This is a genomic window from Halanaerobium saccharolyticum, assembly GCF_004362045.1.
Taxonomy (GTDB): domain Bacteria; phylum Bacillota; class Halanaerobiia; order Halanaerobiales; family Halanaerobiaceae; genus Halanaerobium; species Halanaerobium saccharolyticum_C.
Window position 1 is genome coordinate 50,346 of record NZ_SNWX01000005.1, and the last position, 25,392, is coordinate 75,737.

20 protein-coding genes are annotated in these 25,392 nt (G+C 36.5%); all 20 read left to right on the forward strand.

The genetic code is table 11. The annotated features are described in order from the left end of the window. Nucleotides 1-69 precede the first annotated feature (69 nt). The 20 genes from DFR79_RS04845 (at nt 70) to DFR79_RS04940 (ending at nt 25,358) form a co-directional block, all read left to right on the forward strand. Nucleotides 70-990, forward strand: a complete 921-nt coding sequence (locus tag DFR79_RS04845; RefSeq protein WP_208107496.1) for an ABC transporter permease — start codon at nt 70-72, stop codon at nt 988-990. An 18-nt stretch (nt 991-1,008) separates the two neighbouring features. Next, on the forward strand, nt 1,009-1,908 hold the full coding sequence (locus tag DFR79_RS04850; protein WP_133514383.1) for a carbohydrate ABC transporter permease: 900 nt from the start codon (nt 1,009-1,011) through the stop codon (nt 1,906-1,908). Nucleotides 1,909-2,058: 150 nt separating this feature from the next. Further along, nucleotides 2,059-4,683, forward strand: coding sequence for an endo-1,4-beta-xylanase (locus tag DFR79_RS04855; RefSeq protein WP_133514384.1), 2,625 nt, complete (start codon nt 2,059-2,061; stop codon nt 4,681-4,683). Nucleotides 4,684-4,783: 100 nt separating this feature from the next. Beyond that, nucleotides 4,784-5,164 carry an aldo/keto reductase gene (locus DFR79_RS04860; protein ID WP_133514385.1) on the forward strand — a complete coding sequence of 127 codons (381 nt, stop codon included), beginning with the start codon at nt 4,784-4,786 and terminating at the stop codon, nt 5,162-5,164. A gap of 177 nt (nt 5,165-5,341) precedes the next feature. Then, on the forward strand, nt 5,342-6,016 hold the full coding sequence (locus DFR79_RS04865; protein ID WP_243727711.1) for a hypothetical protein: 675 nt from the start codon (nt 5,342-5,344) through the stop codon (nt 6,014-6,016). Between the two features lie 362 nt (nt 6,017-6,378). Further along, on the forward strand, nt 6,379-6,861 hold the full coding sequence (locus DFR79_RS04870; RefSeq protein ID WP_133514386.1) for a transposase: 483 nt from the start codon (nt 6,379-6,381) through the stop codon (nt 6,859-6,861). Between the two features lie 50 nt (nt 6,862-6,911). Beyond that, complete coding sequence (locus tag DFR79_RS04875; RefSeq protein WP_133514387.1) at nt 6,912-8,048, forward strand: transposase; 1,137 nt, start codon at nt 6,912-6,914, stop codon at nt 8,046-8,048. A gap of 218 nt (nt 8,049-8,266) precedes the next feature. Further along, nucleotides 8,267-8,611 carry a transposase gene (locus DFR79_RS04880; RefSeq protein ID WP_279512863.1) on the forward strand — a complete coding sequence of 115 codons (345 nt, stop codon included), beginning with the start codon at nt 8,267-8,269 and terminating at the stop codon, nt 8,609-8,611. A gap of 242 nt (nt 8,612-8,853) precedes the next feature. Continuing rightward, complete coding sequence (locus DFR79_RS04885) at nt 8,854-9,468, forward strand: aldo/keto reductase (protein WP_279512864.1); 615 nt, start codon at nt 8,854-8,856, stop codon at nt 9,466-9,468. Nucleotides 9,469-9,535: 67 nt separating this feature from the next. Then, nucleotides 9,536-11,413: a sialate O-acetylesterase gene (locus DFR79_RS04890; RefSeq protein WP_133514389.1), complete on the forward strand. Its 1,878-nt coding sequence runs from the start codon at nt 9,536-9,538 to the stop codon at nt 11,411-11,413. Nucleotides 11,414-11,486: 73 nt separating this feature from the next. After that, nucleotides 11,487-12,170, forward strand: a complete 684-nt coding sequence (locus tag DFR79_RS04895) for a GntR family transcriptional regulator (RefSeq protein ID WP_133514390.1) — start codon at nt 11,487-11,489, stop codon at nt 12,168-12,170. 306 nt (nt 12,171-12,476) lie between these two features. After that, nucleotides 12,477-14,465 (forward strand): ABC transporter substrate-binding protein, encoded by a 1,989-nt coding sequence (locus DFR79_RS04900; protein ID WP_133514391.1) that lies wholly within the window; start codon nt 12,477-12,479, stop codon nt 14,463-14,465. Nucleotides 14,466-14,532: 67 nt separating this feature from the next. Next, nucleotides 14,533-15,516 carry an ABC transporter permease gene (locus tag DFR79_RS04905; protein WP_133514392.1) on the forward strand — a complete coding sequence of 328 codons (984 nt, stop codon included), beginning with the start codon at nt 14,533-14,535 and terminating at the stop codon, nt 15,514-15,516. A gap of 13 nt (nt 15,517-15,529) precedes the next feature. After that, nucleotides 15,530-16,654 carry an ABC transporter permease gene (locus tag DFR79_RS04910; protein ID WP_133514393.1) on the forward strand — a complete coding sequence of 375 codons (1,125 nt, stop codon included), beginning with the start codon at nt 15,530-15,532 and terminating at the stop codon, nt 16,652-16,654. Nucleotides 16,655-16,686: 32 nt separating this feature from the next. After that, nucleotides 16,687-17,694: an ABC transporter ATP-binding protein gene (locus tag DFR79_RS04915; protein WP_133514394.1), complete on the forward strand. Its 1,008-nt coding sequence runs from the start codon at nt 16,687-16,689 to the stop codon at nt 17,692-17,694. Further along, nucleotides 17,694-18,716 (forward strand): ABC transporter ATP-binding protein, encoded by a 1,023-nt coding sequence (locus tag DFR79_RS04920; protein WP_133514395.1) that lies wholly within the window; start codon nt 17,694-17,696, stop codon nt 18,714-18,716. The genes DFR79_RS04915 and DFR79_RS04920 overlap by 1 nt, the downstream gene beginning before the upstream one ends. A gap of 32 nt (nt 18,717-18,748) precedes the next feature. Next, on the forward strand, nt 18,749-19,816 hold the full coding sequence (uxuA, locus tag DFR79_RS04925) for a mannonate dehydratase (protein ID WP_133514396.1): 1,068 nt from the start codon (nt 18,749-18,751) through the stop codon (nt 19,814-19,816). 50 nt (nt 19,817-19,866) lie between these two features. Continuing rightward, a complete protein-coding gene (locus DFR79_RS04930; RefSeq protein WP_133514454.1) occupies nt 19,867-21,951 on the forward strand; it encodes an alpha-glucuronidase family glycosyl hydrolase in 2,085 nt (694 codons plus the stop codon). Between the two features lie 15 nt (nt 21,952-21,966). After that, nucleotides 21,967-24,150: a glycoside hydrolase family 3 C-terminal domain-containing protein gene (locus DFR79_RS04935; RefSeq protein WP_133514397.1), complete on the forward strand. Its 2,184-nt coding sequence runs from the start codon at nt 21,967-21,969 to the stop codon at nt 24,148-24,150. 128 nt (nt 24,151-24,278) lie between these two features. Beyond that, the gene (locus DFR79_RS04940; RefSeq protein ID WP_133514398.1) at nt 24,279-25,358 is read left to right on the forward strand and encodes an aldose epimerase family protein; all 1,080 of its coding nucleotides are present in this window, start codon (nt 24,279-24,281) and stop codon (nt 25,356-25,358) included. Nucleotides 25,359-25,392 lie beyond the last annotated feature (34 nt).

Sequence of the window (25,392 nt, forward strand, 5' to 3'; positions counted from 1 at the left end):
CTTCCTGCTCCTAAATAAAAATTTTCTATTTTTTGATTAACTAGTACAAATCTTGGAGGAGGAATATTTGTGAAAAGCAGCGGAAATACTTTCTGGCAGAAACTATGGAAGCAGAAAGCCTTAGTTTTAATGTCACTTCCATTTATAATTTATGTTATTATATTTAAATATATACCCTTATGGGGCTGGTTAATGGCCTTTCAAAATTACTGGCCGGGGAATTCATTTTTCGAGCAGACCTGGGTTGGCTTAGAGAATTTCAGATTACTTTTATCAGATCCGGTGTTTTTTGATGTTTTAAGAAACACACTTGCCATGAGTGTAATTAAGCTTTTATCAGGGATGTTTTTTTCAATTTTACTTGCCCTGGTTTTAAATGAAGTACGTTTTGCTAAATTCAAAAAAATCACCCAGACAATTTCATATTTACCCCATTTTATTTCCTGGGTTGTAGGTGCTAACCTGGTGATGAATGCTCTTTCTACTAATGGAATTGTAAATGATCTTTTATTGAATTTGGGCATTGTCGATTCTCCTATTATGTTTATGGGGATTCCAAAACTGTTTTGGTGGATAGTTGGAGCCTCTCATGTCTGGAAAACAGTTGGATTTGGAGCAATTTTATACCTGGCCTCTATAGTTTCAATCAGCCCAAGTTTATACGAAGCAGCAGTAATTGATGGTGCCAGCAGACTACAGAGAATTAGATATATCACTTTACCGGCTTTAAAACCAGTTATTATAATTTTATTAATTATTAATGTCGGCCGTTTGATGAATATGGGCTTCCAGCAGATTTATCTGCTCAGCAATGGAAGAGTAATTGAATATTCAAGAATTTTTAGGATTTTTGAGCTTGATTTTGGCCTAAAAATGATGCGCTATTCTTTTGCTACTGCGGCAGGTATTTTTAGAAGTTTAGTTAGTATTGTTTTAGTCTTTAGTGCCAATCAAATAGCTAAAATGATGGGCGAGGAAAGATTAATTTAAAAGGAGGAATACATTCTTATGATCAGAGCCAAAAAAAGAGGCTGGGATGATATTTTACTAGATGTATTTATTTATACATTTTTAATAGCTTTAATTATTGTGACCCTCTATCCATTTTTAAACACACTGGCAATTTCGTTTAATGAGGGAAGAGACAGTATAAAAGGTGGGATTTATCTCTGGCCGCGTGAATTTACAACTTTTAATTATGAATCATTATTAACAGATCAACAAATTTTTCATGCAGCAGGTGTTTCTATTGCCAGAACTGTTTTGACAACAGTTTTTGGAACTTTTTTAACAGCGATGCTGGCTTATGTAATCAGCCGCAAAGATTTTGTTTTAAGAAAATTTATTACCTTTATCTATGTTTTAACAATGTATGTTCAGGGTGGACTAATTCCGACTTATTTCCTCTACCAGCGGCTTGGTTTAACCAACAACTTTTGGGTTTATGTACTGCCCGGACTGGTGGCTGCCTTTAATTTAATTATTGTTAGAACATATATCAATGGTCTACCAGAAAGTTTAATCGAATCAGCAAAAATTGATGGTGCTTCGGAATTTACTATTTTCTTAAAAATAATTATGCCCTTAAGTAAACCAGTGCTGGCAACAATTGCTATTTTTACAGCTGTTTATCACTGGAGTGCCTGGTGGGATGTTTTTCTCTATAACTCATCCAATCCAGCTCTCGCAACTTTACAGTATGAGCTGATGAAAGTTCTGGCTACCGCCAATTCAATGTCAGGCTCAATGCAGCAGGCTTTAGCAAATTCAGCCCAATCTGCTCAGATTACTCCGCGTGCCATTAGAGCAACCATGACTATTATTGTTACAGTGCCAATTGCAGTTGTTTATCCATTTCTGCAGCGATACTTTGTCCATGGTCTGACCCTTGGTGGAGTAAAAGAATAAATTAGATTTAAAGTTTAATATTTTCTTAACAACTTAAGAGAAAGCTTATTGAAGCAGAATTAAATTTGCTTTTTATAAGTTTTCTCTTTTTAATATAGATAAATATTGCGAAAATTAAGTTAAGAAATAATTCTAATCAGGGGGATTTAAATGAACTTTATAAGAGAAATCAAAAAGGATGTGTTTTTAGTTACAATTTTAATTTTACTTTCTGCTGTATTATTTTCAGCTTCAGCAGCTGCCGAAGTAGTCTATCAAACTGATTTTGAAGCTGGTGCTGGTAACTGGCAGCCAAGAGGTGAAGGAGTAGAACTGGAAATCACTGATTCTGCTGCAGCCAGCGGCAGTCAGAGTCTGTTGGTCAGAGGCAGAACTCAAAATTGGAATGGACCAAGTCTTGACATTCATAATATTGTTGAAGAAAATAAAGAGTATAATTTTTCAATGATGGTTAAACTTGTGGAAGGTTCTGAGAAGTCAACAATTATTTTAAGTACAGAAAATAATAAGGATGGCAGCAATTCCTGGGATAATGTAACCAGTGCAGAAGTTACTGCTGATAAATGGGTTGAACTGAGTGGAAATTATTTAATTAATTCAGGTCTGGATAGGATTACTCTCTATGCGGAATCAGCTAATGCCGAATTAGAATTTTTAATTGACGATCTTGTTATTAAAAAGGAAGGTGAAATCGTGCAGAAGATGGAAGCAGACATTCCTTCTTTAAAAGAGGCTTATGCAGATTATTTTAAGATCGGAGCAGCTGTTGAGCCTTATCAATTAGAGGGAGAACACGGCAAAATATTAAAAAAGCACTTCAACAGTCTGACTGCAGAAAATGTAATGAAACCAGAGACAGTACAGCCAGAAGAAGGCGAATTTAATTTTACTGGTGGTGATAAGATTCGCAAATTTACTAAAGAAAATGAGATGGTAATGAGAGGCCACACCTTAGTCTGGCACAGTCAGGTTCCAGAATGGTTTTTTGAAGATGAAGAAGGTAATTTAGTTTCTAAAGAAGTTCTTTTAGATAGAATGAGAAAACATATTGAAAAAACCATGGAGCATTATAAGGGTGATATAGACAGCTGGGATGTTGTAAATGAAGCGATTGATCCTGCTTCAACTGAGACCAGTGGACTAAGAAATAGTAAGTGGTATCAGATAGCGGGAATTGATTATATTAAAGAGGCCTTTATTCATGCTAATAAAATTGATCCAGAGGCTAAATTATATATCAATGATTACAGCCTTTTATCAGATCCGGCTAAAAGAGATATTATGTATAGAGTTGTTAAAGAACTGCTGGCTGAAGGGATTCCAATTGATGGGATAGGAATGCAGGGTCATATTAATATTGAATCACCTTCAATTGCTGCAATGGAGAAAACTTTAGAGAAATTTGCTTCTCTGGGAGTAGATCTCCAGATAACTGAGCTCGACATGAGTGTCTATACAAATAATAATCAGAGTTATGACAGCTTTAGTAAGGAGCTAGCTGTTAAGCAGGGACACCGCTACCGTGAGATTTTTAATCTCTTTAAACAATATTCTGATTCAATTACCAATGTTACTCTCTGGGGAATTGTGGATGATCATACCTGGTTAACAGGTTTCCCGGTAGAAAGAAATAACTGGCCTCTCTTATTTGACCAGTCATTAAAAGCTAAACCAGCATTCTGGGGAGTTGTTGATCCGGATAGACTACCTGTAATCACCAAAGAATTTGATATTTCTCAGGGCAGCCCAGCGATTGATGCTGAAAGTGATTTGATCTGGCAGAATACCGGAGAGACTCTGGATTTAGAAGAAAATGAATATCTCGGTGGAGAAGTTAAGTTGAGCTGGGATGAAAAAAACATCTATCTTTATGCTCAGATTGAAGATGAGAGTAAAAATGCTGAAGATACTTTAGAAATATTTGTAGATGAGTCAAATGCAAAAACAGCTAATTCTAAAGGACTAAAACATTACCAGATTAAAAGAAGTGGAGAATCCAATTTAAAAACTGCAGCAGTAGAAAAAGATAAGTCTTATCTGATTGAAGCAGTTATACCGGTAGAAAGTCGGGATTTAAAAGTTGGAGATCAAGTTGGATTTGATCTTAAAATTAATGATGCAGAATCTAAAACTTCTATTATCTGGAATGACTTTACTAAAAAGCAGACTGAAAGTGCAGAGAATTACGGGACTTTAAATTTAAAAGAAGAACCCGTAATTACAGAAGCAGTTTACGGTCAAGCAGAAATTGATGCTGAAATGGATGAGAGCTGGGAAGATGCTAACACAATCAAAACGGAGAAAATAATTTCCGGTGAAAATCCAGCTACTGCTGAAGTTAAGACCATGTGGGATGAAAATACTTTATACATCTTTGCTGAAGTAAAAGATTCAGCCCTCAGCCTGGCCGGTGAGCAGGTACATGAAGAGGATTCTGTTGAGATATTTGTCGACGAAAATAATGATAAAAGTACTGAATATCAGTCAGATGATACTCAGTATAGAATAAACTATTTAAATCAGCAGTCATTTAATCCCGAACGGGAAGGCTTAAAAACAGCCACCCGAGTAACTGAAACCGGTTATGTTGTTGAAGCTGCTGTACCTTTTGTAGAAATCACTGCAGAGGAAGGCCAGATTATTGGCTTTGATTTCCAGGTTAATGATGATGGAAATGGTGATGGCACTAGAGACGGAGTAACTATCTGGAATGATCAGAGTGGAGAAGGTTGGAGAAATATGTCCGGACTTGGGAACCTGATTTTTGTAAAATAGCTTAGTGTTGTTATAATATTCACTTGTACCCGGTCCAAAAAGGTTGTTTTGGACCGGGTACAAATATGTAATATAATAGATATAAAAGGAGGGTTTAAGCATGAAAAAAGTTCAGCTTGGAAAGACAGGTCTTAAAGTCAGTCAGATGGGTTTAGGCTGTTTATATTTTGGTGCCCGAGACAGTAAAGAGAAATCCTTTAGAAGAATGGATCAGTACCTTGCTGCTGGCGGAAATTTTTTAGATACTGCCAATATGTATTCTCACTGGATAAGTGATCAGACTCAGGGTGGAGAAAGTGAAAAGATGATTGGTAAATGGCTGAAGGAGAGAAATAATAGAGAGGATGTAATTATAGCTTCCAAAGTTGGCTTTCCCTATCCCGGCACAGAATATGGAAGCAGTAAAGAACAGATCAAAGAAGAGTGTCACAAAAGTTTAGAAAGACTGGGCACTGACTTTCTTGATCTTTACCGAATTTAGCCGAGAAAGCCTCGCTTATGCTAATAGGCGGGGATGAATCGGCTAATTTATAGTTGAAAAAGCTTTATATTTGTTGAACGTTTGTTCTTTTAGTGGTATAATATATTTAGTAATAAAGTTTTTTGCATTGTATTAAAATATCATTGATATTAATAATTATTGAAAAAGGTGTTTGATATGCAATTAACATATGTGCTGGAGTTATTAAAACCAACTAAAAGAAAAGAAAATATATTCTTAAATAACATTGCTGAAGTAGTTAAGAATCGTCAGGCTATTGCTGATAAACTTAAAGCAGGGAAAGCTAAGTTAAGTTCTGCTGACTTTAAAGAGATAAATCTCCCCTCTTCTGTTAAAAATCAGAATATTAGAGAAGTTAAAGCTCTCTACAAACTATTCTTAAAGTCTGGTTCTAATAAAGATAATATAGAATTCAAAGCTAACCAGCCCATTTGCTATAATAATCAAAATTATAAAATTGATCACCATATAATTTCAATCCCTCTTTATACCAACAAATGCAAAAGATTTGCCTTCCCTGTTAAACAGACTGAAAGATTTGAAAATCTGCAGCAGTATATCGATAATGGTTGCAAATTGGGTAAAGCCAGTCTCTTCTACAAAAGAGGCAAATGGTATTTTGCTGTAACAATTAAAATTGCTGATAAGAAAACCACTAACTCTAATTTAATGGGAATTGACATAGGGCTTCGCCAATTAGCTGTTGCCAGTGTTAAAAACCCTCAAGGCAAAGAAATTAATCGCCAATTCCACAATGGTAAACAGGCAGGTTTTATCCGCAAAAAGTATCGTATGTTAAGAAGAAAACTGGGTCAATCTAAAAAAGGTTAAAGCTATTAAAAATATTAATGACAAAGAGCAGAGATGGATGACTGATTTAAACCATAAAATTAGTCGCCAGCTTATTAATTCGCTTTGCTGCGACGGTCCTGTGGGCCTAGGAGCCTCAGACAGAAATAATATGTCATAAACCCCAGAATATAACAAAAATAATATATAATACTATATATTGATATAACCTCAAAAACACTGTCATATCAAGGAAAAAAGTTTTAAAAACAATAGAAAAAACACCCCTTTTATGATATAATTGAATCATAGCAAAAACCAAAAAAAGGGGTGTTTTCATTGATTACAATTATATCACATAAAACAGACAAAAATCCAGTAAAATTTCTGGCAGGTGGTCTAAAATGAGTCGCAGATCACCATCTCGAAATCAAATATCTTTAATTCCTGAATTAGTAAAGAATAGAATTGAGAACAAACCACATGCTGCTCGCTTTTTCTTTTACATAGCCAGTGTTTTATATCTTCCTTTTTATGAGACTGAATATCAGGGTACACCTCCATATGACAGACCAACACTGGTTGCATTAATCCTGTATAGTTTATACAAAGGTCAGTTTACTCCTGAAGAGATGATTGAATTTGCAAAAGAAAATTTAGGAGCCATCTGGATTTTAGGGAAGATGTCACTCCCCTCTGCAAAGACTCTTTCTCGGGTGATAGCCGATATCCTTGATAACATTGAACTTATCTTTGAGCAGGTCATCTGTCTCTGCCATACCTTTAATCTCATTGGTCAAGAAAGAATGTATATTGATGGAACAAAAACTAAGGCCAATGCTTCTAAACATAAAGCTATGAGTTATGAATATATGTGTAAAAAATAGATAAAAGCGAAGAACAGATCTCTGATTTAATAAAAGAAGTATTTGCTTTTATGGATAACTATGATCAACTTAGCGATAAAGAATTAAAAGAATTAATTCTTTCAGAATCCAAGAAAATATATCAAGATACTAAAGCTCAACATCTTAAAAAATTAAAAGAAGAAAAGATTGCTTTATTTAGTGGAAAACAAGAGCAAAATTCAACTATAAATAATCCTAAACAGGATTCAAAAATACTGAACAGAGTAAATTGTAATAATAAAGAAGATGTCAAAGAAACTATGGACTCCATAGGATTTAAAGCTGTTCGTTTTGAAAAAATGAAAAATTCAAAAGAACTTTTAGAAGAAAACTGGAAAAAGGAAAATGGCAATACTAAGATACCTAATAAAACTCAAATCAACTTTACTGATCCCGAATCATCAATAATGACTACAAAACATAATGGAGTACAGCAGTGTTATAATAATTTTGCTCTAGTTGATGATAAAGCCCATATAATCACAGGAGCTTATACCACAAATTCTCCTGGAGACAAACAGGCTTTTATTCCCACAGTAGAACATGCTGAAAGTATATCAACTCTACCGGAAAGAATTACTATAGGAGCAGACGCAGGTTTTTTCTCGGCTAATAATATAGAATATAGCATTAAAAATGATATAGACTTTTTTGTATCATTTCCGGTATCTAACAGTTCTTACGCTAAAGATAAGTTCACCTATAATACAGAAAATGATTGGTATATCTGTCCTGAAGATAGGATATTAAGGCCGGGTAAAAATGCTCGTAAAGGAACTAAGACTACAGTCTATAAGACTGAGTCCTGTCCTGACTGTCCTTCTCAAAGCAGGTGTACTAAAGCTAAAGACGGTATCCGTAAGATAGTTAGAGAAATGGCAGAAGACAAACTTCGTGAAATTTCTAAAGAAAAAGCACTAACACCAGAAGGTAGAGAAATACTCAGGATGAGAAAAAGTGTTCCAGAGCCTGTTTGGGGTAATATGAAACAGCGTGATGACCTGGTACAATTACATTATCGTGGGTTAGATAAAGCAGGTAAAGAATTTAAGCTTCGATGTGTAATGCATAATTTACGGAAACTATTTAAAGTATTCGCCAATAATACAGCAGCTCGAAATACAATTATAAAAATGGGGACTGTTCCCCTGGATAATGTTATATAAAAGATATTAATAATCCGGTTTGCAGGAGGTGAATTTAAAATAGTACGGACAGAAGAATATTGATTTTAAAAAAAGTATCAATATGATGCTTAAGTTTTCTATACCCAAATTTAACTTTTCTATATTATGGAAAACAAAAAAGGCATAGGACCTTTCAAAATTTTTATTGTAAAATATTTTTGTCTGAGGCTCCTAGTGTCTGCAGCGAGGCGGAAAAAGTGCCGAGCGTAAGACGGCAGGAGCAAGTTGGCACTATAATTATGGAGAATCTAGAAAATATCCGAAATACTGCTAATAGTCTTAATAGAGTAGATAGAAACCTCCATAGCTGGGCTTTCTATCAACTACAACAATTTATTAAATATAAAGCTGAATTAGCTGGGATTAAGGTAGAATATATAAATCCTAAATATACCTCCCAGAGTTGTTCTAAATGCAACAAAGTTAAAAAATCCAACCGCAAAGCTAATCTATACTCTTGCGAGTGTGGTAATCATATCCACTCTGATTTAAATGCAAGCAGAAATATAGCCAATAAATATTTAGAACAACAATCTGCTTAGATGGTAATAGTCTAAGTGCCTGAGTGCCTATATTAGCATAATGTTAGGATTATACTATTGAAATGTATAGTCGGCTATCTCAGGAGGGCTGATGGCACAGCCTGAAGTCGAAGTCGAATTGGGTTACTAGAAATAGACTGCCTTCTAATCATTCGACAACCTCGTTAAGGTCTTGATGGCCTAATGCCGAAACTGTCATTGCATAATACAAAAGAGAGTTTCGGTGAAAGTTTCTTTAAGGAATCCTCGTTCGTGACTATAGGAACGGGCGGGGAGGATGTCAATATGCTCACACTGATGACGTCAATACACCAATGGAGGAAACACTGGAAGCATTTAATGAATTGATAACAGAAGGTAAGGTTAGAGCAATTGGAGCCAGCAATTTTAAAGCCTGGCGTCTGGAAAGGGCGCGCCAGATAGCTGAGAGAAATCACCGGCAGAGTTATAGTGCTATTCAGCAGCGTTATTCCTACTTAAGGCCCAAAAGCGGCTGGGATTTTGGGGATCAGGTAGCAGCAAATCAGGATTTATTTGAATTTATAGAGGATACAGGCATCTCTCTTGTGGCCGATTCTCCACTGCTTCAGGGAGCTTATACCAATCCTAACAAAGAATTTAAAGAACAGTATCAGGGACCGGATACAGATATAAGGCTGGCAATTTTGGATAAAATTGCTGCCGAAACGGGAGCAACCCGCAATCAGCTTGTCTATTACTGGCTGATGAATAGAAAACCAAATGCTATCCCTTTAATTGCAGCAACTACAGATGAACAGTTTGAAGAGGCTGTTGGCAGTCTGGAACTTGAGTTAAGTGAAGACATGCTAAAAGCAATGACTGAAGCTAAATTTTAAAAAAATAAATTAGGCAGGATAGTTTTTTATCCTGCTTTCAATACATAATCTTAAGGAGTATAAATAAATGCAGAATAAAAATTTAAAATTACCATCTTTAATTACTAAGGGAATGGTCTTACAGCAAAATGAAGAAATTAAAATCTGGGGCTGGTCTCAGCCTCAGGAGGAAGTTAAAGTTTATTTTAAAGAAAAGGTATATACAGCCGAAGCAAACAGTGACGGCGAATGGTTTCTATTTTTACCAGCCCAAAGAGCGGGTGGCCCTTTTGAAATGAAAATTAGAGCTGCTGCAGAAGAAATTACAGTCAGTGATATTTTAATTGGCGAAGTCTGGCTCTGTTCGGGTCAGTCAAATATGGAACTACCGATGCAGCGGGTTAAAGATCGCTATGCTGAGGAAATAAAAGCTGCAGGAAATGATCAAATTAGAGAATTCAAACTGCCGATAACTTATAATTTTAAAGATGAAAATAACGATATTAAGGGGGCCAGCTGGAAGAAAGTTTCGAAGAAGACTATCAGCGACTTTTCAGCTTTAGCTTATTTCTTTGCCAAAAAGTTAAATGAAAAATATCAAGTTCCAGTGGGTATTTTAAATGCAAGTGTAGGTGGCTCACCTGTTGAAGCCTGGATGAGCAGAAAATCACTGGCAGCCTATCCAGAGTATTTAAAAAGGGCAGCTGAATTTGCTCAGCCGGATAAGATTAAAGAAGTAGAAGCACATAATCTTGAGGTTAATAAAGAATGGGCTAAAAGAGTTTATGAAAATGATAGGGGCTTAAATAATCAGCCGCCATATTTTGACCCAGCTTATAATGACTCTGACTGGCAGACTGTTAGGATTCCAACTAAATTTGACCGGCTCAACTTTGCCAACAAAAATGGTGTTGTCTGGTTTAGAAAAAAGATTGAATTGACTAAAGCTGAAGCAGAAAAACCTGCTAAACTCTGGTTGGGAAGGATTGTAGATGCAGATACAGCCTATGTTAATGGTAAAAGAGTGGGAGCAGTAACCTACAAATATCCACCCCGCAAATATAAGCTTAAAAAAGGTATTTTAAAAGCTGGTAAGAATTTAATTGCACTGAGAGTTGTTGTTAATAACGGTCAGGGGGAGTTTGTAGCTGATAAACCATATAAGCTTTTCCTTGGAGAGAATGAAATAGATCTGAAGGGTGAATGGAAGTACAAAGTTGCTGCTGTGATTAAAGAAGATAAAAAAGAAGAGATTTTTATTCAGTGGCAGCCTACCGGTTTATTTAATGCAATGATTGCTCCACTGCTAAATTATAAGATTAAAGGAGTCTGCTGGTATCAGGGTGAATCAAATACCGGCCGGGAAGAGGAATATAAAGACCTGTTTTCTGAAATGATCAAACTCTGGCGCCAGAGATTTGACCAGGGCAAGTTTCCCTTTATTTATGCCCAACTGCCAAACTTTGAGCCACCTGAGGAAAATGAAAGAGAAATCTGGGCAGCCTTCCGTAATGCACAGCGTGATGCTTTAAAGTTAGAAAATACTGCAATGACTGTTAATCTTGACTTAGGAGAGTGGAATGATCTTCATCCTCTAAATAAAAAAGATGTGACTCACAGATTTTATTTAGCAGCCCGTAAGCTTGCTTATGGAGAGGATGTGATCTACAGTGGACCGGAATTAAAAAAGTTAACTAAAAAAGAGAAGCAAATAATTCTGGAATTCAACAATCTTGCTGGAGGCTTAAAAGTTAAAGGTGAGCAGTTAAAGGGATTTGAACTGGCAGCAGCAGATAAGAAATTTAAAATAGCCAAAGCTGAATTAAATAATAATCAGGTTATTATCGATACTAAAGAAGTAGAGGATCCTAGATATCTCCGTTATGCCTGGAAAGATAATCCCGAAGAGGCCAATTTATATAATCAGCTAGATTTTCCGGCAGGAACTTTTTTAGAAAAGCTGTAAAATATTTGTTAATTGTTTGACAACTCTAAACTGGTATGTTAGTATTATTAATATATTGATTGGTGGTGAGTTTATGAATTTAGCTAAACATGATGAATACAAAAATTTAAATATGAAGGATTATGTCTATAATGTTTTAAAGGAAAATATTATGAACCTTTCTTTGAAACCTGGAACAACTCTGCGCAAAAAAGAGATAGCAAAGGAGTTTGGAGTCAGCCGGACTCCAATTCGGGAAGCTTTTGTAAAGTTGAAAGAAGAAGGTTTAATTGATGTTTATCCTCAGAAAGGTACTTTTGTCTCATATATAGATTTAGACAAGGTACAGGAAGCCAAGTTTATGCGGGAAGCTCTAGAAATCAAAATAGTTGAACTTGCCTGTGATATTTTTCCGGAGGAAAAAATGTTTGATTTAGAGGCAAATTTGCAGATTCAAAAGGTAAGTTTAAAACAAAATAATTATCAAAAACTTTTTGAATATGACAATGAGTTTCACGAAATGCTTTTTGCAAGCTGTAATATGGCTAATATTTGGACAGCAATTGAACAGTTAAGCACCCATCTAAATAGGATGAGAATGCTCAGTTTATCAGCTGACTTTAACCGGTCTGATGTAATTGGAGATCATATGAAAATTATTAATGCAATTGAAAGCAGGAATCCCAAAAAGGCCAAAAATACAATGAAATCTCATATTAGTCGAATTCAATTTGATCAGGAAAAATTGAAAAGAGATTATCCTGATTATTTTGTTTAGAAGTAGATTTTAATTTTAAGACTGCTATTTTTATTGTTTATACTAACATGTTAGTATAATTAGAATTACTAAAAACCGGGCATTAATAATTTTTTAGCTTTATAAAAAACCGGTTTCTATAAATTTTGTCTTATTTAATTATAACTTTATAACAGATAAAAACCCTAAACAGGAGGTGAAGAAAGTTATAATTGTTCTTTGCAGCAAAATTAAATTTTAAAAAATATAAAATCTATAATAATAATCTATAAAGATATAAGTCTATAAAATATAGGTAATATATTAACACTATGAGGGAGGAAAAAAATGTTTAAATCAAAAAAGGTTGTTTTTTCACTAGTAGTTATGATTATTGCCTTAATGACTGTCACAGTAGGTGCTGCTAAAATACCTGACAGCTGGTCTGATCCACAGACAGCAGCTGAAGCAGGAATCACAGAATTTAACCAGTCTCCTATTCTGGATAAAAAAGTAGAGAGTGGTGAACTTCCACCTGTAGAAGAAAGATTGCCAGTACCTGAAGATCTGCAGGTAATTGAACCGGTTGAAGAAGTAGGTCAGTATGGAGGGAAGGTTGTTTCTACAGCTATTGGACCAAGCACTGAATCAGATGGGACAGTTATGCGCCCCTGGATGTTTCAACTGGATAAATCAATGGCAAATGCTGTACCAGATATTGCAAAGAGTTTTGAGTTAACAAATGAAGCTAAAACTTTAACAATTCACCTTCGTGAAGGACTTAAATGGTCTGATGGCCATCCTTTTACTACAGAAGATATTATTTTCTGGTGGGAAGATGTTGCCATGCATGAAGAAGTTAATCACTGGACACAGTGGAATTGGAAAATGGATGGGGTTGCCCCAGAATTTACAGCTGTTGATGATTATACTTTAAAAATTGAATTTCCTAGATCCAACCCAACAATTGTTGATACTACCTTAACCTGGTGGAGAAGTCAGCAGAGTTTCTTCTTTTCTCCAAAGCACTATTTAAAGCAGTTCCATGCTGATTATAATCCTGAAGTAGAAGAAATAGCTGAAGAAAAAGGCTTTGGTAACTGGGTACAGTACTTTACCAATAAAATGCAAGTTGGACCAGTCCAGACAAATACCGAATTACCGACAATGGGAGCCTGGGTTTTAGAAGATATCAATTCATCTAGAAAAACATTTGTTCGCAATCCATATTATTACAAAGTTGATACAGAAGGAAATCAGCTACCATATGTTGATGAGTGGGAAATAACAATTAAATCTGATGCTGAGGTGGCTAAGGTTGATGCCCTTCAGGGTAATATTGACTTTGCTGCTCGTATTTTAACCCCAAGTGAGTTCCCAATGTACAAGCAGAATGAAGAGGTTGGTAACTATACTACTTATGCTTATAATAACCCAGTTCAGGCTCAAATTGGTTTAACATTTAATGTTAACCATCCTGAAGAAGCTAAAAGAAAAGTGTATTCCAACAAAAAATTTAGACAGGCAATGTCAGTTGCACTTAATAGAAATGAAATTAATGCATTTGCCTATCGTGGTTTAGCTGAACCTGCTCAGGCAACTGCCAAACCAGGTGCTCCCTACTTTAAAGAAGAATGGCTGGATTATTATGCTCAGTATGATACAGAACTGGCAAAAGAATTATTAAATGAAATTGGTTTGGATGAAAAAGATGGTGAAGGATTTAGAGTTTTACCAAATGGTGAAACATTAATTATAGACTTAGAAATTCCGGCTCCTGGTTCTGTTGGTGGTACAGCTCAGCTTGGTCAGGTAGCAGAATTAGTTAAGGCTTACTGGGAAGCTGTTGGAGTTAAAGTTAATCTAAAAACTTTATCACGTGAGCTATATCAGCAGCGCGCTGATGCAGGAGAGCATGATGTAGGTGTCTGGCCTGTAAATGTAACTCGTGATATTAATGCATTTGGCTTTGACTCTGACGGGACTCGATATGCTACTAAATGGGCTCAGTGGGATACCTGGAGAATGTGGGATGAAACTGGACGCAAAGGTGAAGAACCACTAAAGGGTATAGAACCACCTGAACATGCTAAAGAACAGTTGAGAAGGATTCATGAATATTCATCTGCTCCAAGTCAGGAAGCAATGAATAAGATGCTGGGAGATATCTGGCAGTATTATATGGATCAGACTTATGTAATTGGTACTGTAGCTCGTCCAATGGCTCCTGCCATTGTAGCTGATACTCTGCACAATGTACCAGAAACTGCTCCTTATTCTAATGCAACAGGTGCATGGCAGATTACAAAACCAGAACAGTGGTTTACAACTAAGTAAGTAATTTTATAAAGCTGTACTGTGGTTTTAAAACTGCAGTACAGCTTTAATTAAAGGAGGTCATCTGATGTCTAAATTCATTATGCACAGATTATTATTTATGGTTGTCACCCTTGTAATTATTTCAATATTATCATTTATTATTATTCAGCTTCCCCCAGGTGATTATTTAACATCTTATATTACTCAGTTAAGATCAATGGGTACAGATGTTTCGGATGAACAGATAGAATATTTACGGGAACAGTATGGTCTTGATGATCCGGTATATGTTCAATATTTTAAATGGATCGGTAACTTTTTAACAGGAGATATGGGTTTTTCTTTTTCCTGGAATCGTCCCGTTAATGAACTTGTCTGGGAGAGACTGGGATTAACCCTGGTAATTTCAATATCTTCACTTTTATTTACCTGGATAGTTGCCTTCCCAATCGGAATTTATACTGCATTAAGACAGAATTCTCTCAGTGATTACTTTTTTACTTTTTTAAGTTTTATTGGTGTAGCTACACCAAACTTTTTATTGGCCCTTGTTTTAATGTATGTTAGTTTTAAATATTTCGGGATTAATGTTGGTGGATTATTTTCTCCAGAATATGCTGATGCAGCCTGGGGAATAGGTAAAATTACAGACCTACTGCAGCATTTATGGATTCCGGTAGTGGTTGTCGGAACGGCAGGAACAGCCGGTCTAGTAAGAATTATGAGAGCTAACCTTTTAGATGAGCTCGGAAAACCATATGTTATTACTGCTAAGTCCAAAGGAATCCCAAATTATAAGGTTATTTTAAAGTATCCTGTACGTATTGCTTTAAATCCATTTATTTCAACTTTAGGCTGGCAGCTACCAAAATTAATTTCAGGCTCAACAATTACTGCTGTTGTTTTAAGCCTACCAACTACAGGCCCCTTATTATTAGATGCGTTAAAAAGTCAGGATATGTATTTAGCCGGCAGTTTTATCATGCTCTTGAGTGTCTTAACAGTTATTGGTACTTTTATTTCTGATATTTTATTAGCTCTGGTAGATCCCAGAATTAGATATGTTTAGGAGGTGTGAGTAAATGGCAAAAGAAAATAATCAAAATGAAAATTACGAAAATGAAATTTATGCTGCTTCGCAAAAAGAATTAATCTGGATGCGCTTTAAAAAACATAAACTGGCAATGGCAGCAGGAATTGTACTTATTATAATGTATGCACTGGCAATATTTGCACCTTTCTTTTCTGCTCAGGACCCACATCAGAGAAGAGTTTCCTATAAGGAAGCACCACCTCATCAGCTTCATTTTGAAGATGCAGATGGTAATTTTAGTTTAAGACCAATGATTTATCCCTACAGCAAAGAAGTTGATATGGAAACTTTTGAAGATATTTATACAGAAGATACCTCAAAACCAACCCCGATAAAGTTTTTTGTAGAGGGCTTTGAGTACGAAGTTATGGGTCTTTTTGAAACTGATATTCATCTTTTTGGTACAGGTGATGAAAACAGACCGGTCTTTATTTTTGGGGCTGATTCATTAGGAAGAGATTTATTTGCCAGAATTATTTATGGGGCTCGGATTTCACTTTCTATAGGTCTAATTGGTGTTGCCGTAAGTCTCTTTTTAGGAATTTTAATTGGAGGAATCGGTGGCTATTTTGGTGGAAAAATTGATCTATTTATTCAGAGGATGATTGAGTTAGTAAGGTCTATTCCCCAGTTACCTCTCTGGATGGGTTTGAGTGCTGCTTTACCCTCAAGTTGGTCTGCAATTCAGGTCTATCTTGCGATTACAATAATTTTATCTTTAATGAGCTGGACAAGTCTGGCCCGAGTAGTAAGAGGAAGATTTTTATCATTGAGAGAAGAAGAATTTGTAATAGCTGCCCGTTTGATGGGGAGAAATCCTTTAGAAATTATTTTTATTCACATGCTTCCTTCTTTTTTAAGTCATATTATTGCTTCGTTAACTCTTGCTATTCCAGGAATGATTTTAGGAGAAACAGCTTTAAGTTTCCTTGGTATTGGATTACAGGCTCCTGTTATTAGTTGGGGTGTTCTATTACAAAAAGCGCAGAATCTTTATACAATCGCAAATGCTCCCTGGTTAATGCTGCCCGGTTTATTTGTAATTATTACAGTTCTGGCATTTAACTTTTTAGGAGATGGTATCAGAGATGCAGCAGATCCATATTCTAAGTAAGGAAATTTTTAGTGAAAGACAGGGTGAATATAATGGCAAATAATAATATATTGGAAGTTGAAAATTTAAATGTTCATTTTCATACGGATGAAGGAATTGTTCGCGCCTTAAATGGGGTTGATTTTAAAGTTGAAAGAGGAGAAGCAGTTGGAATAGTTGGAGAATCAGGCTGTGGAAAATCAGTTACTTCAACTTCGGTGATGCGTCTGCTGCCAGGTGTGGGAGAAATTGCAGCTGGAACAATTAAATATTATGATAAAAATAAGAAACAGCATGATATAATTAATTTAAAAGCAGATGGAGAGCATATGCGCTCAATTAGAGGACCAGAAATGTCAATGATTTTTCAGGAGCCGATGACGGCTTTTAGTCCAGTTCATACAATTGGTAATCAGATCATGGAAAAATTACTCTATCATGAAGATATAGATAAAGATGAGGCACGAAGAAAAGCCTTAGAGTTATTAAAAAAAGTTGGTATTTCCAAACCAGAGCAGAGAATTGATGAATACCCATTTCAGTACAGTGGTGGAATGCGGCAGAGAGCAATGATTGCAATGGGTTTGGCCTGTGAGCCGCAGCTCTTAATTGCTGATGAACCAACAACTGCTTTAGATGTTACAATTCAGGCTCAGGTTCTAAAACTGATCAAAAAGATGCAGGCAGACTACAATCTTTCTTTAATTTTAATTACTCATGATTTGGGAGTAATTGCCCACATGGTTGATTATGTTAATGTTATGTATTTGGGAAGAGTTGTAGAATCAGGTCCTGTAGAAGAAATATTTGATAATCCTGCTCATCCCTATACTCAGGATTTATTAAAGTCTATTCCGAGGATGACTGGAAATGAAGGAAAACTTGCTTCTATTGAAGGGGCAGTTCCCGATGCTTATTCTCTACCAAAAGGATGTCCTTTTCATACCCGCTGTCGGAAAAAAATTGGAGAGGTTTGTGAAAGAGCTTATCCAGAGAGACAGGAAATATCAGCAGATCATTATGTAAATTGTTATCTGCATCAGGATTTAGGTGATAAATAATGGCAAAATTAGCTGAAAATGAAATCTTAAAAGTTGATGGATTAAAAAAATATTTTCCAATTACTAAAGGATTCTTTAATAAACATGTTGGAGATGTAAAAGCTGTAAATGATATTAGCTTTACTTTAAATAAAGGTGAAACAATGGGTCTGGTTGGAGAATCAGGCTGTGGAAAAACAACCGCCTCCCGCTCAATTTTGAGAGCTATTGATCCCACTGAAGGTGAAGTTCTTTTTAGAAGGAAAAATGGAAATGTTGTTGATTTGGCAGAGCTTGATTATAAGAAGTTGAAAGATGTTAGAAGTGAGATTCAGATGATTTTTCAGGATCCATTTTCCTCTTTAAATCCCAGGATGTCTGTACTTGATATAATTGCAGAACCGCTGGTTGTTCAGGGCTGGTCCAAACAAAAATATAAAGAACGAGTAGAAGAATTACTTGATCTGGTAGGACTTGATAAAAAATATATGACTCGTTATCCACATGCTTTTAGCGGTGGTCAAAGACAGAGAATTGGTATTGCCAGAGCCCTGGCTTTAGAACCGGAACTGGTTGTTGCTGATGAACCGGTATCTGCCCTTGATGTTTCAGTTCAGGCTCAGATTTTAAATCTATTAGATGATTTAAAAGAAAGAATGGATTTAACTTTATTAATGGTCGCACATGATCTCAGTGTAATCCGCTATGTCTGTGATAAAGTTGCAGTAATGTATTTAGGAAAACTTGTTGAGGTTGCAGAAACAGAAGAACTTTATACTAACCCCAAACATCCCTATACAGCTTCACTATTGACTGCTGTTCCGGAAGCAGATCCTCATATGGAATGGCTGGGTGAAAATCTAAAAGGAGAAGTTCCCGATCCTTCAGCTGAGATAAAAGGCTGTAATTTTGCTTCTCGCTGTCCTTATGCTAAAGATATCTGTGAAAACAAGGAACCTGAGTTAGTAGATATAGGTGGTGGCCACTGGGTTTCCTGTCATCGTAAGGATGAAATTGAATTGATGGGTGTTAAATTAAAATAGAGAATGAATGGTTAAGGGAATAGGTGATTTAAATGAAAATGGTATTTCGCTGGTTTGGCGAAAATGATGATAGTGTTACATTAAATGAAATAAAACAGATACCTGGAATGACTGGAGTGGTTAGTGCCCTCCAGGACATTCCGGTAGGTGAGGTCTGGCCGCAGGAAAAAATAAAAGAATTAAAAAATGAAATTAATCAGGCAGGACTGGAACTGAAAGTTATAGAAAGTGTTAATATCCATGAAGATATAAAATTGGGGCTTAAGAGTCGAGATAAATATATAGAAAACTACAAAAAGACTCTTAAAAATCTGGCGGCTGAGGGGATTAAAGTTGTCTGCTATAATTTTATGCCGGTTTTTGACTGGCTGAGGTCAGATCTGGCTCAAGAATTGGAAGATGGCTCAACTACAATGGCTTATGATGAAAGCTGGATTAACAGCACAGACCCTGTTAAACTGGTGGAGGAATTTGATGAAAACTCAGAAGGCTTTTCTCTGCCGGGATGGGAGCCGGAGAGGCTGGCTGAATTAAAAGGCATTATGGAGCAGTATGAAGATATTTCAGAGAAAGATTTACTTAGCAATTTAAAATATTTTTTGGAGGCAGTTATGCCGACATGTGAGGAAAATGATATTAAAATGGCAGTTCATCCCGATGATCCACCCTGGCCAATCTATGGTCTGCCCAGAGTTGTAACCGGCAAAGAAAATCTGAGAACAATTCTAGAAATGGTTGATAACCCTTATAATGGTCTAACACTCTGCAGCGGTTCCTTAGGATCCAATCCAGCCAATGACGTGCCAGCACTGATCAGGGAATTTGGCAGCAGGGTTCATTTTTCCCATGTTAGAAACCTTAACTTTGATGGGAAAGGTAAATTTCATGAGACATCTCATCTGTCAACAGATGGTTCATTGGATTTATTTGAAATAATGAAGGCCTATTATGATTCCGGTTTTGATGGTTATTTACGTCCTGACCACGGCCGCATGATCTGGGGAGAAAAGGCAAGACCTGGTTATGGACTTTATGATCGGGCCCTGGGAGCTACATATATTAATGGCTTGTGGGAAGCAATTACAAAAATGGACAGCTAAATTTTATACTTTAACTTTTTAATTTTGAATGGAGGCCAAAAATGTCTGAAATGAAAGTTGTTAATAAAAATTCTAAGGCCTATCAGGCCTGGCTCAGCTATAAAAAACTGAGTGATAGTTACTTAAAAGAATATAAAGAATTACTGAGTAATATCTCTGTTTATGGAAAGACCAATTTAAATGCTTCAATCAAAGAAGAAATAGAAAGAGCAATGCCAGAGCTTTTAGCATCAGATTTTGATTTGAATTTTAATCAGCAGTTTCAGAATAATATTTTAATAGCTGCCGAAAAAGAACTTAAAGAAATTGCAGCTGATAATGAATCAATAGCTCTTCTGTTAAGGGAAATCAATTTTTCTGAACTAAATAATGAGGGCTATTTAATTAAATATTTTAAAGAGGAAGATCTACTCCTGCTTACTGCAAAAAGTGATCAGGGACTTTTATACGGTACTTTTGCACTCTTAAGAGAGATTCAGCAGGAAAATAACTTAGAGCAGCTTGATCTTCTATCTAACCCTAAAAATAATCTAAGAATGTTAAATCACTGGGATAATTTAGACGGCAGCATTGAGCGCGGTTATGCAGGCAAATCAATTTTTTATACGGATAATCATCTGGTAAACGATTTAAATAGAATTAAAGACTATGCCCGGTTGCTCGCTTCAATTGGAATAAACGCCCTTTCAATTAATAATGTTAATGTTTCTTATGAGGAAACTCGCCTGATAGATGACAAAATAGATATGGTAATTACTATTGCTGATATTTTAAGAGACTACGGTATCACTACCTATCTAAGTGCCAACTATGCTTCTCCAATGCAGCTGAGCAGCATTGATACTGCTGACCCACTTGATGAGAAGGTTAGGCTCTGGTGGAAGGAAAAGGCTGCAGAAATATATGAGCAGATTCCTGATTTTGGTGGTTTTGTAGTTAAGGCAGATTCTGAAGGTAGACCTGGTCCCTTTACTTATGGCCGCAGCCATGCTGATGGAGCTAATATGCTGGCAGAAGCACTCGAGCCTTACGGAGGATTACTTATCTGGCGCTGCTTTGTCTACAACTGTCAGCAGGACTGGCGGGACAAAGAAACAGACCGGGCCCGGGCAGCTTATGATAATTTTAAAGATTTAGATGGTGAATTTAAAGAAAATGTGCTTTTACAGATTAAAAATGGACCGATGGACTTTCAGGTGAGAGAACCTGTAACCCCACTATTTGGGGCAATGCCGAAGACCAATCAGGTGCTTGAACTGCAGGTGACTCAAGAATATACAGGTCAGCAGAAAGACCTCTGTTATTTAATTCCGCAGTGGAAGAAGGTTACTGATTTTGATACTTATGCTGAGGGAGAAAATACACCGGTTAAAAGAATTGTTGATGGTTCATTATATGATCAAACTAATACTGGTTTTGCAGCTGTGGTTAATGTGGGAAATGACCAGAACTGGACCGGTCATCATCTGGCACAGTCCAATTTATATGGCTATGGTCGTCTGGCCTGGGATCCCGATTTATCGGCAGTTGAAATCACAGAAGAGTGGATTAAAATTACCTTCGGTCTGGATCAGGAAGTAATGGAGAGTCTGCTCAGAATGTTATTATACTCCTTGACAATCTACGAAGATTATACATCTCCCCTTGGGATTGGCTGGATGGTAAATCCCGGCCACCACTATGGAGTAAATGTTAATGGTTATGAATATTCCCGCTGGGGAACCTATCACAGAGCTGACCATGAAGGGATAGGTGTTGACCGCAGTGTGGCAACTGGAACCGGCTATGCAGGGCAGTATTTTGAAGAAAATGCGGAAAAATATGAGACAATAGAAAACTGTCCGAATGAACTACTGCTGTTCTTCCACCATGTGCCTTATACCCATGAGCTGGATTCCGGGAAAACTGTAATTCAGCATATTTATGACAGCCACTTTAGAGGTGTAGCAGCAGTTAAAGAACTGCAGGGCCACTGGGAAAAAATTAAAGAGAAGGTTGATCCAGAGATTTATCAAAATGTAGAAACAAGGCTTAAAATGCAGCTTGATAATGCAGTTGAATGGCGAGATCAGGTAAATACTTATTTCCACAGGATTTCCGGGATTGATGATCAGTATGACCGCAAAATATATTAATATTGGAGGATAATTATGACTGAAGAAATGAAATATAAAGATTCTTCTGTTCCCTTAGAAGAAAGAGTAGAGGATTTAGTCTCAAGAATGACTTTAGAAGAAAAAATGTCACAGATGATTTACGATGCAGCGGCTGTTGAAAGACTGGATATTAAAAAATATAACTGGTGGAATGAATGCCTGCACGGAGTAGCCAGAGCAGGAACAGCAACTGTTTTTCCCCAGGCAATAGGAATGGCAGCTTCTTTTAACGAAGAATTACTGCATGATGTTGCTGCTGCTATTGCTGATGAAGCCAGAGCAAAATACAATCAGGCTCAGAAAAAGAGCGACTACGGAATTTATAAGGGGTTAACCTTCTGGACTCCCAATATCAATATTTTTAGAGATCCACGCTGGGGCAGAGGTCAGGAAACTTATGGAGAAGATCCTTATTTAACCGGACGTCTGGGTGTTGCTTTTATTAAAGGTCTGCAGGGAGATCACCCTAAATACTTAAAGGCAGCTGCCTGTGCCAAACACTTTGCAGTCCACAGCGGTCCTGAAAGTGAGCGTCATCATTTTGATGCGGTAGTTAACAAAAAAGATCTGCGCGAAACATATCTACCTGCTTTTAGGGATGCTGTTAAAGAAGGAAAAGTTGAAGCAGTAATGGGCGCCTATAACAGAGTTAATGGTGAGCCAGCCTGTGCCAGTGAAGAATTAATGGAAAATATCCTGCGCGGAGAATGGAACTTTGACGGTCACTATGTGTCTGATTGTGGTGCAATAGAGGATATTTACCTAAGACATAAAGTCCAGGACAGCCCTGAAGAAGCTGCAGCAGCGGCAGTTAATAAAGGCTGTGACTTAAACTGCGGCAGAGTTTATGAGAGTATGAAAATTGCAGTAGAAAAGGGACTTTTGACTGAGGAAACCATTGATAAGTCAGTTAAGCGGCTGTTGAAGACCAGATTTAAACTAGGAATGTTTGATCCCGAAGAAGAGGTTCCTTTTAATGAAATCTCCTTTGAAGTTAATGACAGTAAAGAAAATAGAGAGCTGGCCCGGGAGACCGCGAGGCAGTCAATTATAATGCTTAAAAATCAGGATGATATTCTTCCCTTAAATAAAGAAGAACTTGATTCTGTAGCAGTTATTGGTCCTAATGCTGACAGCCAGCCAGTACTGATTGGAAACTACAGCGGTAAAGCTTCTAAATATGTCACATTAGTTGATGGAATTCACAATGCTCTTAATGATCAGACCCGTGTTTACTATGCAGAAGGCTGTGATTTAAGAACAACTGAGCCTTCTTACTGGGGAAATCAGCCTGATGCAGGTTTTGCAGAGGCAGTTTCCACTGCGGAAAAATCTGACGTAGTAATTATCTGTCTGGGTATTTCTCCCGAATTGGAAGGGGAAGAAGGTGCAGTTGCCAATTCAGATGGTGGTGGTGATAAAATTGATATTGCTCTTCCTGGTATGCAGGAAGAACTGCTGGCAGCGGTTGCTGAAACAGGTAAACCAATAATTGCAGTAATTACTAATGGCAGCCCGGTTGAATTAAATTTTGTTGACCAAAAAGCAGAAGTGGTCTTAGAAGCCTGGTACCCAGGTGAGGAAGGTGGCAATGCTGTCGCCGATATTATATTTGGCGGCTACAATCCATCTGCTAAATTACCGGTTACTTTTGTTAGGTCGATGGATCAGCTGCCTGATTTTAGAGATTATTCGATGCAGAATAGGACTTATAGATTTATGGAATCAGATCCATTATATCCTTTTGGTTTTGGTTTAAGTTATACTAGTTTTGAATACAGTGATCTTAAATTGTCTGCCGACTCTTTTTCTACAGATTCTGAGACAGAAATTAAGGTTGCTGTAAAAATTAAAAATAGCGGTCAATACCAGGGAACGGAAATTATTCAATTATATCTTAAAGATTTAGAAGCATCAGTACCTGTAGCCAAATATAAACTTCGCGGTGTTAAAACAGTAGAATTAAACGCTGAAGAAGAAAAAGAAATAGAATTTATATTGACTCCAAGAGATTTTGCTCTAATCAATAAAGAAGGTAAAGCTGTTTTAGAACCAGGAGAGTTTGAGCTTTATCTTGGTGGCAGTCAGCCCGATAAATACAGTCAGGCTTTAACTGGTAATAATGTTTTAAAAACAGAGATAAAAGTTACCGGCAGCAATATAGAATTAGAATATTAAAAAGGTATAATCAAATTATTTCCTGCTGGAATAAATTTCTGGCAGGATTTTTGCAACTTAACACTAATATGTTATTAGTGGGTAATTTGAAAATTAAATCTTTGAAAATATAATTGGAGGTAGATTAGATGAGTAAAATTAAAAAAAGTAAAGAAGCATTTGGGAAATTGGATGATGGCAGAGAAGCAGATTTATATATACTTGAAAATGAAAATGGAATGAAGGTTGAAATAACGAATTATGGTGGTATAATTGTTCGACTTTTTGTACCAGATCGGGAAGGGGAAATAGAAGATATAGTCTTAGGCTATGATAATCTAGAGCAGTATTTTGATGATCCTAATTATTTTGGAGCTTTGATAGGACGCTATGGAAATCGAATAGCAGACGGCAAGTTTGAACTTGAAGGTAATACATATCAGCTTGAAATAAACGAAAAGCCGGCCGGTCATCCCTGCTGTCTTCATGGAGGAAATAAAGGTTTTAATTCTATGCTCTGGACTGCAGAAGAGATCACTTTAAATGATAATAAAGCTTTAAAGCTGACACATTTGAGTGAAGATGGTGAAGGTGGTTTTCCGGGCAATTTAAAAGCCGAAGTCTTTTATACTTTAACTGAGGATAATAAATTAAAAGTTGAATATCGGGCCGAAACTGATCAGCCGACAGTTATTAACTTAACTCAGCACAGCTATTTTAATTTAAAGGGTCATGGTAATGGAAGTATTGAAGATCATTTATTATATATTAACGCGGATCATTTTACCCCGGTTAATGAAGGAATGATTCCAACTGGTGAAATTAGAGAAGTAGCAGATACTCCCTTTGATTTTACTGCAATTGGAGAGCTGGGTAAAGACATAAATACAGATATTGAGCAGCTTGGCTTTACCGGTGGCTATGACCATAATTGGGTTTTAAATAAAGAAGGAGAGGCATTAGAGCTGGCTGCAAGAGTTATAGAAACTCATAACGGCAGACAGATGGAGGTCTGGACAACAGAGCCAGGTGTTCAGTTTTACAGTGGTAATGGAATAGATACAAATGGGGCTGGAAAAGAAAATAAGAGTTATAAGAAAAGGGGAGGTCTCTGTTTGGAGACACAGCACTATCCTGATTCCCCCAACCATGATAACTTTCCTTCCACAGTCTTAAGACCTGGTGAAAAGTATAAAACTGTAACAGAATTTCACTTTGATTTAATTTAATGTCAGTAAAACTATCTAAAAAAATATTCATTAT

Excerpts from the sequence above, each read along its gene's own strand:
- DFR79_RS04850 (WP_133514383.1), top strand. The coding sequence starts at position 1,009 with ATGATCAGAGCCAAAAAAAGAGGCTGGGATGATATTTTACTAGATGTA.
- DFR79_RS04855 (WP_133514384.1), top strand. The coding sequence starts at position 2,059 with ATGAACTTTATAAGAGAAATCAAAAAGGATGTGTTTTTAGTTACAATT.
- DFR79_RS04860 (WP_133514385.1), top strand. The coding sequence starts at position 4,784 with ATGAAAAAAGTTCAGCTTGGAAAGACAGGTCTTAAAGTCAGTCAGATG.
- DFR79_RS04865 (WP_243727711.1), top strand. The coding sequence starts at position 5,342 with ATGCAATTAACATATGTGCTGGAGTTATTAAAACCAACTAAAAGAAAA.
- DFR79_RS04870 (WP_133514386.1), top strand. The coding sequence starts at position 6,379 with ATGAGTCGCAGATCACCATCTCGAAATCAAATATCTTTAATTCCTGAA.
- DFR79_RS04875 (WP_133514387.1), top strand. The coding sequence starts at position 6,912 with ATGGATAACTATGATCAACTTAGCGATAAAGAATTAAAAGAATTAATT.
- DFR79_RS04890 (WP_133514389.1), top strand. The coding sequence starts at position 9,536 with ATGCAGAATAAAAATTTAAAATTACCATCTTTAATTACTAAGGGAATG.
- DFR79_RS04895 (WP_133514390.1), top strand. The coding sequence starts at position 11,487 with ATGAATTTAGCTAAACATGATGAATACAAAAATTTAAATATGAAGGAT.
- DFR79_RS04900 (WP_133514391.1), top strand. The coding sequence starts at position 12,477 with ATGTTTAAATCAAAAAAGGTTGTTTTTTCACTAGTAGTTATGATTATT.
- DFR79_RS04905 (WP_133514392.1), top strand. The coding sequence starts at position 14,533 with ATGTCTAAATTCATTATGCACAGATTATTATTTATGGTTGTCACCCTT.
- DFR79_RS04910 (WP_133514393.1), top strand. The coding sequence starts at position 15,530 with ATGGCAAAAGAAAATAATCAAAATGAAAATTACGAAAATGAAATTTAT.
- DFR79_RS04915 (WP_133514394.1), top strand. The coding sequence starts at position 16,687 with ATGGCAAATAATAATATATTGGAAGTTGAAAATTTAAATGTTCATTTT.
- DFR79_RS04920 (WP_133514395.1), top strand. The coding sequence starts at position 17,694 with ATGGCAAAATTAGCTGAAAATGAAATCTTAAAAGTTGATGGATTAAAA.
- uxuA (WP_133514396.1), top strand. The coding sequence starts at position 18,749 with ATGAAAATGGTATTTCGCTGGTTTGGCGAAAATGATGATAGTGTTACA.
- DFR79_RS04930 (WP_133514454.1), top strand. The coding sequence starts at position 19,867 with ATGAAAGTTGTTAATAAAAATTCTAAGGCCTATCAGGCCTGGCTCAGC.
- DFR79_RS04935 (WP_133514397.1), top strand. The coding sequence starts at position 21,967 with ATGACTGAAGAAATGAAATATAAAGATTCTTCTGTTCCCTTAGAAGAA.
- DFR79_RS04940 (WP_133514398.1), top strand. The coding sequence starts at position 24,279 with ATGAGTAAAATTAAAAAAAGTAAAGAAGCATTTGGGAAATTGGATGAT.